The organism is Haladaptatus rarus, assembly GCF_054177585.1.
This window is the reverse complement of sequence record NZ_JBPEHG010000012.1, coordinates 22,538-35,053: the sequence shown is the minus strand read 5'-3', so window position 1 is coordinate 35,053 and position 12,516 is coordinate 22,538. Positions and strand designations below refer to the sequence as shown.

The 12,516-nt window shown below is 60.8% G+C and carries 12 protein-coding genes; 8 read left to right on the top strand and 4 right to left on the bottom strand.

Annotated elements, in window-relative coordinates; genetic code table 11:
• Position 1: 1 nt before the first annotated feature.
• Positions 2-1,255 (bottom strand): ABC transporter substrate-binding protein, encoded by a 1,254-nt coding sequence (locus ACR3FE_RS20400; RefSeq protein WP_458209417.1) that lies wholly within the window; start codon positions 1,253-1,255, stop codon positions 2-4.
• Between the two features lie 141 nt (positions 1,256-1,396).
• On the opposite strand from ACR3FE_RS20400, the gene ACR3FE_RS20395 reads away from it, so the two are divergent.
• The 3 genes from ACR3FE_RS20395 (at position 1,397) to ACR3FE_RS20385 (ending at position 5,348) form a co-directional block, all read left to right on the top strand.
• The gene (locus ACR3FE_RS20395; RefSeq protein ID WP_458209415.1) at positions 1,397-2,674 is read left to right on the top strand and encodes a phenylacetate--CoA ligase family protein; all 1,278 of its coding nucleotides are present in this window, start codon (positions 1,397-1,399) and stop codon (positions 2,672-2,674) included.
• Between the two features lie 93 nt (positions 2,675-2,767).
• A complete protein-coding gene (locus ACR3FE_RS20390) occupies positions 2,768-4,273 on the top strand; it encodes a DUF3179 domain-containing (seleno)protein (protein WP_458209413.1) in 1,506 nt (501 codons plus the stop codon).
• A gap of 352 nt (positions 4,274-4,625) precedes the next feature.
• A complete protein-coding gene (locus tag ACR3FE_RS20385; protein WP_458209555.1) occupies positions 4,626-5,348 on the top strand; it encodes an EthD domain-containing protein in 723 nt (240 codons plus the stop codon).
• 12 nt (positions 5,349-5,360) lie between these two features.
• Here ACR3FE_RS20385 and ACR3FE_RS20380 read toward each other — a convergent pair whose 3' ends face one another.
• On the bottom strand, positions 5,361-6,251 hold the full coding sequence (locus ACR3FE_RS20380; protein WP_458209411.1) for a CPBP family intramembrane glutamic endopeptidase: 891 nt from the start codon (positions 6,249-6,251) through the stop codon (positions 5,361-5,363).
• A gap of 212 nt (positions 6,252-6,463) precedes the next feature.
• Between ACR3FE_RS20380 and ACR3FE_RS20375 the strand changes: the two genes are divergently transcribed.
• The 3 genes from ACR3FE_RS20375 (at position 6,464) to ACR3FE_RS20365 (ending at position 8,688) form a co-directional block, all read left to right on the top strand.
• On the top strand, positions 6,464-7,291 hold the full coding sequence (locus tag ACR3FE_RS20375; protein WP_458209410.1) for a phosphosulfolactate synthase: 828 nt from the start codon (positions 6,464-6,466) through the stop codon (positions 7,289-7,291).
• A 196-nt stretch (positions 7,292-7,487) separates the two neighbouring features.
• The gene (locus ACR3FE_RS20370) at positions 7,488-8,306 is read left to right on the top strand and encodes an aldo/keto reductase (RefSeq protein WP_458209408.1); all 819 of its coding nucleotides are present in this window, start codon (positions 7,488-7,490) and stop codon (positions 8,304-8,306) included.
• 1 nt (position 8,307) lies between these two features.
• Positions 8,308-8,688, top strand: coding sequence for a DoxX family protein (locus ACR3FE_RS20365; protein WP_458209406.1), 381 nt, complete (start codon positions 8,308-8,310; stop codon positions 8,686-8,688).
• An 18-nt stretch (positions 8,689-8,706) separates the two neighbouring features.
• Here ACR3FE_RS20365 and ACR3FE_RS20360 read toward each other — a convergent pair whose 3' ends face one another.
• Positions 8,707-9,615, bottom strand: a complete 909-nt coding sequence (locus ACR3FE_RS20360) for a phosphorylase family protein (protein WP_458209404.1) — start codon at positions 9,613-9,615, stop codon at positions 8,707-8,709.
• Between the two features lie 74 nt (positions 9,616-9,689).
• Positions 9,690-11,264, bottom strand: a complete 1,575-nt coding sequence (locus ACR3FE_RS20355) for an acetolactate synthase large subunit (protein ID WP_458209403.1) — start codon at positions 11,262-11,264, stop codon at positions 9,690-9,692.
• Positions 11,265-11,401: 137 nt separating this feature from the next.
• Between ACR3FE_RS20355 and ACR3FE_RS20350 the strand changes: the two genes are divergently transcribed.
• Together ACR3FE_RS20350 and ACR3FE_RS20345 are read left to right on the top strand one after the other, a co-directional pair.
• Entirely contained in the window at positions 11,402-11,575 is a 174-nt protein-coding gene (locus ACR3FE_RS20350) for a hypothetical protein (RefSeq protein WP_458209401.1), read from the top strand.
• A gap of 33 nt (positions 11,576-11,608) precedes the next feature.
• Entirely contained in the window at positions 11,609-12,454 is an 846-nt protein-coding gene (locus ACR3FE_RS20345; RefSeq protein WP_458209400.1) for a bactofilin family protein, read from the top strand.
• The last annotated feature ends 62 nt before the right edge of the window (positions 12,455-12,516 follow it).

Sequence of the window (12,516 nt, the reverse complement as noted above, 5' to 3'; positions counted from 1 at the left end):
ATCAGAGCTGGCAGTTAGTCTGGTCACACGGTGGGATCGCCTTGTCACCGTCGACTTTCTTGATGAGTTTCACGTCGGCCATCTTTCCGCTCTTGTAGACGTTCTGCCCGACCCAGACCGGATTCTTCGCTTGATGATCGCACTCACGGAACTGGTTTTTCCCGAACAGGGTGTCCATCTCCATCCCCGCGAGTGCGTCCGCCACTTCGTCCGTGTCGGTGCTTCCCGCTTCCCTGATGCCGTTTGCGACCATCCGGATGGAGTCGTAGGCGACCCGCGCGAAGTTACCCGGCTCGCTCCCGTTGGCTTCCTTGTACGAATTCACGAACTCCTTGTTGTCGCCGGAATCGATCTTCGGGACGTACCGCGTACCGCTGTAGATTCCATCGGCGTCCTTGCCGAGTGCACCCCGGATGACCTGGAACGTCGCGGTCGTCGTCATCAGCTTCTTGTCTTTCATCAATCCCTGCGATTTCGCCTGCTTTGCGAAGGTGATGAAGTCGCCGCCGGTCGAACCGACGACGACGACATCGGCGTCCGAGTTCTTTATCTGGCTGATGAACGAGTCGAAGTTCTTCGCGCCGAACTCCGCCTTCGTGACGCCGACTTCGGTGAAATCCGCACTCGACTGTTTCATCCGGGAACGCCACTCCTGGAGGACGGAGTTGCCGTAGGCGTAGTCGGCGATGTGGAACCACACCTTGCTTCCGAGATTGTTCAGCGTCCACTCGGAGCAGGCTTCCGCGATCTGTGCGGTGTTCGTCTCGCAGCGGAAGACGTACTTGTTGCAGTTCTTTCCCGTGATGGGAATCGCTGCCGCCCCCGGCGAGTAGATCGTGCTCTCGCCGTTTGCGAACTCGTTCAGCCCGAGTGCGACGGAACTGGAGATCGCCCCCATCAGAAACGAGGCGCTGTGTTGTTCGACCAGTTTTCGTGCCTCCTGCTGGCCCGTCTCGACGTCTGCCTGCGTGTCGCCGTACTTCGCGTCGATGGTGAAGTCGTACTCGTCGCTGTCGTTTATCGTCTTGATCGCCAGTTTCGCACCCTTTCGCTGTTCTTTGGCGAGTCCGGCGTAGGGGCCGGTCATCGGGTTGAGGATACCGTATTTCACGGTATCGACACTTCCCCCGCCACCGCCACCGATGTTGCTGAGACAGCCTGCTACACCCGCGAGGCCGCCAGCCCCCACCGCACCAAGCATTGCACGACGAGTCGTTTCGAATCTGTTCGTCTCACCCGAGTTACCGTTTGCCATGGCAACAAGAAACGATGGGTCAATAATAAATGATTGTATAAAATAAACTGAACATTTTCACCGGAATGGAACTATCGAAGATCGTGGGTAGCAGTTTTCGAGAGGAGTAAACGATTTACTCCGCTCGTGAGATGGCATAACATGGCTTACGACTCCGCATATTCTCTCACTCGGACAGACATTCGGGAGCGGCAGGCGGTTCGCCTCCGTCGGTCGGTCGAACACGCGTACGAGAACGTTCCTCAGTACCGTCGTCGCTTCGACGATGTCGGCCTCTCACCATCGGACATCGACGGCGTCGAGGCTATCTCCCGGCTCCCGTTCACGACGAAATCGGACTTCCGAGACACGTATCCAGATGGTCTGTTCGCGGTCGAGCGCGACGAGATTCGACGGTTCCACGCCTCCTCCGGGACGACCGGGAAGCCGAAGATCGTCGCCTACACCGACTCCGACCTCGATACGTGGGCCGACCTCACGGCGCGTACCCTCTCGACCGCGGGCGTTTCGCCCGGCCAGACCGTCCAGAATGCGGCGGGGTACGGCCTCTTTACCGGGGGATTGGGATTTCACGCTGGAATCGAGCGCCTTGGCTGTGCGGCCGTGCCGACAGGTGCGGGTAACACTGCACGCCAACTACGGTTCATTCGAGACCTCGACGTGGACGCCCTCGTCACCATCCCCTCCTACGCACTGTATCTGGCCGAAACGGCGGACGAACGTGGTATCGACCCTCGAGACCTCACACTCTCGTCGATCCTGGTCGGCGCAGAACCCTCGACACCCGCCATGCGCGCCGAGATCGAAGAGCGATTCGACGCCACGGTCACCGAGAACTACGGTCTCTCTGAGCTGATGGGGCCGGGTATCGCCACGGAGTGTGCGGAGGTTTGCGACGGGATGCATCTCTGGGAAGATCACTTCTATCCCGAAATCGTCGATCCATCGACGGGCGACGTGTTGTCGGAAGGCGAGGAGGGCGAACTCGTGCTGACGGCACTCTCGAAAGTCGCACTTCCCGTCCTGCGCTATCGAACCGGCGACATCGGGAAACTCACGCGCGAGCGATGTGCCTGCGGGCGAACCTACGCTCGCCTGTCGCTCACCGGGCGAAGCGACGACTTACTCGTCGTTCGCGGGGTCAACGTCTATCCCGGTCAGATCGAGAGCGTTATCCTGGAGTTCGACGCGGTGGCACCACAGTATCGGATCGACCTTCGAACAGAGAGCAGTCTCGATACGCTCGAACTGACGGTCGAGCACGAACCCGGTACCGACGCGACAGACCTCGCAGACCGCCTCCGCGCACGACTCCGCGACGTGCTCCAGTTGACCCCCGACGAGGTTCGGGTGGTCGAACCGGGCACGATCGATCGAACCGAGGTCGGCAAGGCGAAACGGATCTACGACCATCGGTGAAAAAGGTCGTGTGCCGCTGACTATGGAGTGTGTGGGATTGGCGATGGGGGGTGTAGCCGACAGTATAAGTGTTCGTTCTCCGATGTGGTGCGCATGGCCGCTGACTCCGACCTCCGCGACCTCGCCGACCGCCTGTTGGTCAAAGACCGGGCCGTCCACCGCGAGACGCTCTCACGAATCGCCGAGGAGGGTGACGACCGCCTCGTCCCACATCTCGTGGAACTGGCGACGATCGACGCGGTGGCGAACGACTGGGAGACGTTCGGCTTCCCCGAGGTGCTTCGAGAGGAGCAACCACCGCGGTCGCTCACCCACCCGGAAGTCGCGTGGCCGGGGGTCATCGACGCACTCTGTGCGATCGCCGAACCGACGTTCGACGGCCCGGCGGCGTGGTTGAAGTGGGAGGCGTGGCTCACGGAGCAGGACATCGAACCACTCCCCGGATTCGCCGAGTGGAAGATTCGACTGTTCAAACGCTATCATCCGCTGGTCGGCAATCTGCTCGATACGTCGCCGCGACACCCGGACATGGAGGGCGTTCGCTGGGGGAACACCGACCCTGCTTCACTGCATCCACTGAACGGTCCGGAGTTTCTGCCTGCCGGGGAGGCCGAGTATCTCCGCGATTCTGACCTCGTGTTCGGTTTCGAGGTGGCCGGACAGCCCTACGCAGTTCCTCGCTACCTGGTCTTCCCACACGAGATGCTGAACGTCGAACTCGGAGGAATCCCCCTTTCGCTGACCTACTGTACGATGTGTAACTCGCCGATCCTGTACGACTGCCGGGTCGACGAACTCACGAACGCGGCCTCCGAAGACGGCCGAACGCTCTCTTTCGGGAGCACGGGCTGTATCCACGGCGGCAACAAACTGATGTACGACGAAGAGACTGGAAGCCTGTGGGCACAACACCGGGGCGTACCGGTCGCAGGCCCCTACGCAAAGACGGACACGACCCTCGATTTCCTTCCCGTCACCCAGTGTTCGTGGCGCGAGTGGCGCGAAAAGACATCGGAAACGATGGTGTTGAACCCGGACACGGGCTACGAGTGGGAGTACGAGTACTACCGCGACTACGATGGCTTCATCAGTCGTCACTACTGGGAGAACGACTCGGTCACCCATCCCGGAGTGAAAGCCAGCGAGAGCGACGACAGCGACGAAAACGGCGAGAAGGACGAGCACGCTCTCGGTGACAAGGAGTACGTCTACGGTGTGGAGCACGACGAGACGGTTCACGTCTATCCCGTGGACTGGGTGGCCGAGCGCGGAGTGGTCGCCGACGAGCTCGACGGGCAGTCGGTGGTCATCCTCGGGAATGGCACCGACGTTGCGGTGTACGAGGCACCACCGTTTCCGCTGTCTCGGTCGGGAGATTCGCTGGAGGATGGTTCGGGGACGACGTGGAAGATCACCCGCGATGCACTCGTTGGGGAGACAGAAGCGCCAGAAGTCGCAGGGTCAGAAGCGACGACGGTGGAAGACGACAGTCCCCGATTGGAGCGGGTTCCGGGTCGACACGGTCTCTGGCTTGCGTTCCGAACGTCGTACGACGACTGGCGAATCGTTCCTCGGGACGATCGGTTCAGGGATCAGTAACGAAACACAACTATCCGCACGGGTGAACGCTCTCTATCGTCACTACGTGCTCGACCGTGGTGAAATCTTCTACCACGGCCACCGAAAAGTTGCGAGAAGACGATGAGGTTCTGAACCGGCATCCGGGAGTGTCGACGTAGATACCGAACGGGATGAAAATCTCCCGAACTTGCCACAGTTCCGAGATTTTTCGGTGGGACGACTCCGAAACGAAGAGGGGAGGGAAACATCGGAAACGATGGTGTAGATTCGTGAGCGAGACACGCCGGCGAGCAGTTCACCTCGATTTCGGTGCCTGGAACGGACACCCTTCGGGTGCTTTATGATACCACGGGCAGTGGTTCCGGATGAAATGTACAAACACGTCGCCTTACTGGTGCGCAAGGAGGGAATGAGCCACGACGAATTCGTCGACCACTGGCAGAACAACCACACGAAGATCGCCCGTGAGATCGAGGGCGTCGTGAAGTACAGCACGGTACTGCCGGTGAACCCCGAAGCCGCCGAATTCGACGGGTTGGCCGAGCTCTATTTCGAGGATCTGGACGCCCTGCACGACGCGCTCGGAAGCGAGGGGTCGCGTGACTACGACCCCGCCAAAGGCAAAGCGAAAGAAGCCCGCGAAGACGTGGATAACTTCCTGGCTATCGAGGAGCGGCCTCGATTCATCGGCGAAATCGTCACGCAGAGAGACGAAGTGGATGGCGAGACGGACGGCCTGTACAAACACAGCGCGTTCCTCGTCCGAAAGGAAGGGATGACCCACGAGGAGTTCGTCGACCACTGGCAGAACAACCACACGCCCATCGCCCGCGAGATCGAGGGCGTCGTGAAGTACGACACCGTCCTGCCCACAGACCCCGAAAACGCGGAGTTCGACGGTATCGCAGAACTCTACTTCGACGACCTGGATGCCCTGCACGACGCGCTCGGAAGCGAGGGGTCGCGAGACTACGACCCCGCCAAAGGCAAAGCGAAAGAAGCCCGCGAAGACGTGGACAACTTCCTCGCCATCGAAGAACGACCGCGGTTCATCGGCGAGGAGATCGTCCAGAAGGACGAGATCCAGGACTGAACGACGCCTTTTCTACGATGCCGTCTCCGACTCCAGTGCGTCGTCGGACGTCGATGCGTCGGGCGGCGATGGTTTCGGTTCGTCTCGCCGAAGCGTCGTCGGCCCCCACCAGCGGAGAACGACGAGAACGAATCCGAGCACGATTCCCGTTCGAAGCGTTTCCGCCGCGGGGTCGAGAGCGACGACCTGCCCCGTGAAATTCTCTGCAAAGTGATAGCTGATCGCGCCCAGCACGCTCCGTCGTGTGTTGTTGAATATCCACGTGTAGATGATCGAGCCGACGACGATGTTGAAGGCGAAGTTGAGCGGTTCGGGTGCGAAATCCACTCCGCTGTAGTACCCCGGCATGAGGAACAGAGGCGCATGCCAGATGGCCCACACCATCCCGAGGAGGACACTCGACGTGAGAGCACTCCGCCGGAGTTGGAGCCGATCTAAGAGATAGCCTCGCCAGCCGATCTCCTCCGGGAGCGGGCCGAGCACGAGGACGAACCCCACGTAGGCGACCAATCCGACCGGGTTTGCCAGCAGGTTCGACAGCTCTTCGAGGTCGAGTGGGTCGGCGGCGATACCTGCAATCGCGGCGACGCCAGCCGCGATGGCGGTGAGTGCCGGGACGAGAAGGAAGATGACCGCGAACCAGCGAAACGGAATTCGACTCACGTCGGTCATGCGTCTCCAGAGATCCTGGACGCCCTCGTGTCCGTAGGTGACCCACGACATGACGACCCCACCCAGTGGTGGACCCAGACCGCCGAGTACCGTGAACCCGATGCCGGGGACGCTGAAGGCGTCGAATCCGGCGACGATATTGACCCCCCACCAGCCCCACGTCCAGCCGTGGGAGAAGAGGAAGTACCCCCAGAGGTCGCTGTTCCATCCCGTTCGAAGTTTCGTTCTCATTTCGATCGTGCCCCCGTGTCGTCGAGTCGGTGGGAAGTCCACTCGGGACAGGAAAAAGGTGGCTCACTGGTATGGAATCTCCGTTCGATTCGGATTCGTCGTGCTGAATCTCCTTGCAAGATTGCGACATCTATCGGAGTGTCCTCGAAAGTTCCTGTTCGCATCGCCCAACCGCTTTTGTAGGAGTTCGTCGTACCCCGTCCGGGGGTTTCATGACCGACAGAGCATTCGACTTTCTGCACGTCAACGAGCGAGAATCGAAACCGAGAGAGAAGGGAATCACCGAGATGCGCGGGCCGTACTACGACCCGATGGGGCCACGCGAACTCCAAGACATCCTCGATACGATGGGTAAGTACGTGGATATCTACAAATTTTCGGGGGGTTCGTTCGCCCTCATGCCGGAGGACGTGGTCGAGGAACTCATCACGGTCTGTCACAACTACGACGTTCAGGTCTCGACGGGCGGGTTCATCGAGAACGTCCTCGTCCGGGACCACGAAAGAGTGGAACAGTACGTCGAAGAGGCCGGAAACCTCGGCTTCGACATCGTGGAGATATCGTCGGGGTTCATCGCCATCGACACCGACGACCTCGTCGCGCTGACCGAACTCGTCCAGGACCACGGCCTGAAGGCCAAACCCGAGATCAACGTCCAGTTCGGTGCTGGCGGTGCCTCAGCGGTCGAAGAACTGGAGAGCGAGGAGGCCATCGACCCGGCGAGCGCGATCCGCGAGGCACAGCGCCACCTCGACGCCGGAGCCTACAAGATCATGGTCGAATCCGAGGGCATCACCGAGCAGGTACGCGAGTGGCGCACCGACGTGGCCTTCGAGATCGCCAACGAGATCGGCATCGAGAACTGCGTGTTTGAGGCCGCAGACCCTGAGGTGTTCGAGTGGTACATCAAGAACTTCGGACCGGAGGTGAACCTGTTCGTCGACAACTCACAGATCGTCGAGTTGGAGTGCATGCGCTCGGGGCTGTGGGGCAAGAAGAGTTCGTGGGGCCGGGTGGTGTCGTACAAGGGGGAAGAATAACCGAACCCGTCCGCGGTTTTCTCGCGATCAGATCCGTCCGGGGCCTTCTCGCCGTCAGGATCCGGGTTCGATACCCGACGTTCATCGACACGCGGCGGGTTTCGACTTACCGCGCTTTTCGGCATGCTGTGGTTACGAACGCGTGCCCTTACCAGTCTGCCACTCGCTATTTATCCTTCGCAAGCAATTGCAACACATGGAGTACGAGACGATTCACGGAGAGGAGATTCCGAAGATCGGTCTCGGGACGTGGCAGATGGAGAGCACGAATTGCCGGAACGCGGTTCGAACCGCGCTCGATCTCGGCTACCGACACATCGACACCGCACAGGCGTACGGAAACGAACGACAGGTCGGGCAGGCAATCGCACTCTCGGACGTCGACCGCGAAGATGTGTTCTTGACGACGAAGGTGTGGCCCATGCACCGAAAGTACGGCGACATCGTCGATTCCGTACACGAGAGTCTGGCCCGACTCGGCACGGACTATATCGACCTCCTTCTCATCCACTGGCCGAATCCCATCGCCTCAACCCGCGAAGTGATGCGTGCCCTCTCGGACGTCCGAAGCGAGGGCCTAACCCGCCACATCGGCGTGAGCAACTTCGACACCGACCAGTTGGCGACAGCGCGGGACCTCGCCAGCGCACCCATCGTCACCGACCAGGTGCAGTTCCACCCGTTCAACCCGCAATCCGACCTCCTCGACTACTGCCAGCGCCACGACGTGCTGTTGACGGCCTACAGCCCACTCGCACAAGGTGGCGTCATGCACGACCACGTCCTCGTCGAACTCGGGAAGAAGTACGATAAGACTCCGGCACAGGTCGCACTTCGCTGGGTCGTCCAGCAGGATGGCGTGGTGACGATTCCGAAATCCACGAGCAGAGAGCACCTCGAACAGAACCTCGCCATCTTCGACTTCGAACTGACGGAGACGGAGATGGCCCTCGTGGAGCGACCGTCGCGCACGCGGACGGGCGTGGCGATGCTCCGTGGACGATTAGGGGTGTGAGATGGCCCGACTGCGCCGATGGCTCCCGCTCATCCTCCGAACCCTCATCGTCGTCATCGTCGCCATTCCCGCCATCACGAAGTTCGCAGATTACGCTGGACAGGTCGAGTTCTTCACCAGCCTCGGCATTCCTGCACCCGAAGTGATGGTTCTCGTCGTCGGGTTCGTCGAAGTAGCGTCCATCGTCATGCTCGCCCTGGGTACCGCCGGGCGAGTCGCCGCACTCGCGCTCTCGGTCGTCATGCTCGTCGCTATCGTCACAGACGGAGCGAACCCACTCAACGTCACGGTGCTTCTCGCATCGCTCGCCATCATCTATCTCGGAACCGGCCCGTACTCACTCTGGCAACCGGAAGATCGGTACGTGAGCCAGGTGTCGTGAGATTCGACCGCTCGGGAATCAGGGGTCACTCAGCCACTCGACGAGTTGCGATCCGACGCGAAACGCGTTCTCCAGACCGAGTTCGATGGTCTCTTTGCCGACGTCCTCGTGGAGACTTTCTCGGGCCGTCTTTCCCTCGTAGGGCTGATCGAAGTTCACCGCACCGCGAACAGTAGGGTATCTGTCCAGGAGACCGAAGCGGTCGAGTGCCGTCGCAGTGCCGAAATCCTCCATCTCGGTCGTCGCGTACAAACCGACACCGTACTGCTCGGTGAGCCATTGTGCCTGCTCCGAGAGTGTCTCCCCGTGCCAGAACTCGTCACCGCAGACCGTCGTTCCCCGCGCAACCGTCGGCTTCGAACGGGCCGCGGCCTGTGAGTACTCGTTCCGGTACTGCTGGACGGGTTCAGAGTCGAGCAGTTCGACGCGCTTCGCCGAGCGATACGCTTCCGAAACGAGCGCGTCGTTCAGATGGAAGACGTAGTCATGTGGGCGATAACTGAGCAACTCGATCGGACGATCGCCCTCCGAGTTCGGGAATCGATGTTTCCTATCCCAATCGACGATGGTGTCGCTGATATAGACCGACCCGAGCGTCCCGACGTCGGGTCGCACACCAGCGATACCGACCGTCAGAAAGTACGTGTCCGAGCAGTCGAATCCGGGGTGAGCGAGAACGGCGGTCACGGTTGCCGCTGCGTCTGCTTTCCCCATTCCTGTCGCCGTGATTCCGATGCCATCGTCGGTATGATACACCGGCATATTCGCACCCGGCACCGACACTTCGTGCGAGAAATCGTACGCGTCCAGCCACGGTTGGAACTCGTCTGGTAGTTCCTCCTCGGTCGCAAAATCGTCTGCCGCGAACGCTGGCAGGAGGAGGATGTCGAGTTCTATCCGGGGGGAATCGGCACCGTCAACGGTCATCTGACGGGTGGAAGATGGCGGTCGTTTCCTGTAGACGTTCCGGTGCGTATCGGGGAGATCGAGCAGGTAGAATTCTATACTGGAACCTCGACAAGCGTCATCTCGTCGCTCTCGACGCCTGCTTGCAGTGCGTCCTCTATCTCATCCCACGTCTCCGCTCGGGTCGCATCGATGCCGAAGCTTTCGGCGAAGGTGACGAAATCGGGGTTCGTCAGATGCGTTCCGAAGTGCTCGCCCCGGTGTGCCTCCTGTTCTTCGGTGATGAGGTTGTACTCCGAATCGTTGAACAGGAGGATGGTGTAGCCACAGCCGAGTCTGGTCGCCGTCTCGATCTCCGCCGCGTTCATCATGAATCCCCCATCTCCGGTGGCGACAACGACCTCCGAATCGAGCGCGAGGTCGGCTGCGATACCGCCCGGTACTGCGATTCCCATGCTGGCGAGTCCGTTGGAGATGATAACGGTGTTCGGTTCGTACGTCGGGAAGTTCTGCGCGATAGCCATCTTGTGACTGCCGACGTCGGAGATGAGGACGTCCTCGTCTGCCATCGCCTCTCGGAGGATGGGGAGGACGTTCTCGACGGTCACCGGGTCGTCGGTCTCGGGCGTTCGCGTGACCTGCTCAACGATGGCTTCGCGCTGGTCACGGTACCACTCGGCTGGACAGGAGACGTCGACCGCATCGAGCACGGCGTCGAGTCCGGCGGAGATGTCACAGACGAGTTCCACGTCGGGGTTGTAGTGTTCGTACACCTCGGCGGGTTCGTGGTCGAGGTGGATGACGTGCTTGTCGAGGTCGGGATTCCACTTCTCTGGATCGTGCTCTGCGATATCGTACCCCACGGCAAGCAGGCAGTCGGCCTGCTCGATGGCGTCTGCCGCTTCATCGTTCACACCGGAATCGAGCGTGAAAAGGGAGTGCTCGTCTGCGTCCGAGAGCGCCCCTTTGCCCATGTACGTTGCGACGACCGGAACGGCGGTGTCGGAGACGAACTCGCGGAGCGACCGAGCAGTCCGTGTTCGAACTGCGCCATTGCCTGCGATGACGAGGGGATGGTCTGCCGCTTCGAGCAGTTCGGCGGCGTGTTCGACCGACTGCTGGTCGGGATCGGGACGGCGCACTCGCTTGCGGGGTTCGAGTGGATTCGAGTCCGTTTTTTCCTTCGCCACGTCCTCTGGAAATTCGAGGTGTGTCGCACCGGGTTTCTCGTACTCCGCGAGTTTGAACGCCTTGCGAACCGACTCGTTGATGATCTCGGGATTGCTCAACTGCGCGTTCCACTTCGTCACCGACCGATAGGTGTGGACGATATCGAGCGCCTGATGGCTCTCCTTGTGGAGGCGTTCGAGGTCTGCTTGTCCCGTGATGGCGACGAGCGGACTCTTGTCGAGGTGAGCGTCTGCGACACCGGTAAGAAGATTCGTCGCGCCCGGCCCGAGCGTGGAGAGACAGACCCCCGCCTGCCCGGTCACGCGCCCGTGAACGTCGGCCATGAACGCCGCCCCCTGTTCGTGACGGACTGGAATGAACTCGATGTCGGAATCACGGATCGAGAACAGCACGTCTTCGAGTTCCTCGCCCGGCAGGCCGAAGACGTACTCGACCCCTTCCCGTTCGAGACACTCGACGAGTAGGTCAGATGCCTTCATGGCTCCGGATACGTCGGGAGTTAAGTAGTGCCTGTTGGCGGTCTCCCTGTGAGTATATCCACCATTATATGTCGTTTCACTGTTAGGTTAAGTGGGGAGAAAGCGTACGTTCACTCATGGATAGTTCATGGTCGAAAATGAGAGTAAGATTGCTCGTGTTACTGCTCGTCTTCGCCACGATTCCCGGTATCGCGGCTGCCGAATCGCGTGCCGGGGGAACTATCGTCGTCGAAGAGGGTGAAACCGTCAAGGGTCTCGAAGCGTTCGGCGGCACGGTCATCGTTCGCGGGACTGTCGATGGTGACCTTTAGGCATTCGGGGGCAGTGTCATCGTCGACGGAGAGGTGACCGACAACGTCGAGGTCTTCGCCGGTAGTGTTCGAATCAGCGGCACCGTCGGCGGAGATGTCGAAACAGCAGGCGGGAGCGTCGTCGTGACTCGTGACGCGATCATCGACGGAAGTCTCACCGCTGGAGGCGAGGATGTCGTTCTCGATGGGGCGGTCGCCGGAGACGTCACCGTCGGTGCCGAGACGATCTCCCTCGGCCCGACTGCGAGCGTCGGTGGCGATCTGAGGTACGACGGCGCTCTCTCGCAAGCAGCTGGCTCGGCTGTCGCCGGGTCGGTCACCCGTGACGGCGACCTGTCCATCGAACCCACGTTCCCCGGTATGGGCCCGCTCGACCTGTCGATACCTGGCTGGGTGTTCGACGTGTACTTCCTCGCGGTCGGTATCATCGCCACCGCCGTCTTGCTCGTCATCTTCCCTGCCTTCTCGGACAGGGTGACGACCGGAGCCCTCGAATCACCGCTTCGCTCCGGCGGAATCGGCTTGCTCGCCGTTATCGCGGTTCCGATAGCCCTCGTGCTCGTCGCACTGACCATCGTCGGAATCCCGCTGACGATCCTCGGCGCGTTCGTATTCGCCTTCCTCGCCATGGTCGGTGCGGCCTACGGTCGAGTCGCGGTCGGCACGTGGCTTACCTCGTTCGCCAACGTGGAGAACCGTTGGGCGAGCCTCGTCGTGGCCGTCGTCGCCCAGATCCCGTACCTCGGTGGGTTCGTGGAAGCACTCGTCTCGCTACTCGGACTCGGTGCGCTGGTCGCGTTGCTGTACGACCACTACCGCGGAACTCCCCCGGAGACGGTCGAGCAAGCGACCGACGAATCGGGCGTTCGACCAGCGTGAGACGAGGAGTGTGAGACGGGAAGAAACGAAAAGTGTGAAACGAAAATCGGTTCGCGCCGAAA

What these genes read in the sequence shown, in the direction of transcription:
- ACR3FE_RS20400 (WP_458209417.1), bottom strand. Translation starts at nt 1,255, where the DNA reads ATGGCAAACGGTAACTCGGGTGAGACGAACAGATTCGAAACGACTCGT.
- ACR3FE_RS20395 (WP_458209415.1), top strand. Translation starts at nt 1,397, where the DNA reads ATGGCTTACGACTCCGCATATTCTCTCACTCGGACAGACATTCGGGAG.
- ACR3FE_RS20390 (WP_458209413.1), top strand. Translation starts at nt 2,768, where the DNA reads ATGGCCGCTGACTCCGACCTCCGCGACCTCGCCGACCGCCTGTTGGTC.
- ACR3FE_RS20385 (WP_458209555.1), top strand. Translation starts at nt 4,626, where the DNA reads ATGTACAAACACGTCGCCTTACTGGTGCGCAAGGAGGGAATGAGCCAC.
- ACR3FE_RS20380 (WP_458209411.1), bottom strand. Translation starts at nt 6,251, where the DNA reads ATGAGAACGAAACTTCGAACGGGATGGAACAGCGACCTCTGGGGGTAC.
- ACR3FE_RS20375 (WP_458209410.1), top strand. Translation starts at nt 6,464, where the DNA reads ATGACCGACAGAGCATTCGACTTTCTGCACGTCAACGAGCGAGAATCG.
- ACR3FE_RS20370 (WP_458209408.1), top strand. Translation starts at nt 7,488, where the DNA reads ATGGAGTACGAGACGATTCACGGAGAGGAGATTCCGAAGATCGGTCTC.
- ACR3FE_RS20365 (WP_458209406.1), top strand. Translation starts at nt 8,308, where the DNA reads ATGGCCCGACTGCGCCGATGGCTCCCGCTCATCCTCCGAACCCTCATC.
- ACR3FE_RS20360 (WP_458209404.1), bottom strand. Translation starts at nt 9,615, where the DNA reads ATGACCGTTGACGGTGCCGATTCCCCCCGGATAGAACTCGACATCCTC.
- ACR3FE_RS20355 (WP_458209403.1), bottom strand. Translation starts at nt 11,264, where the DNA reads ATGAAGGCATCTGACCTACTCGTCGAGTGTCTCGAACGGGAAGGGGTC.
- ACR3FE_RS20350 (WP_458209401.1), top strand. Translation starts at nt 11,402, where the DNA reads ATGAGAGTAAGATTGCTCGTGTTACTGCTCGTCTTCGCCACGATTCCC.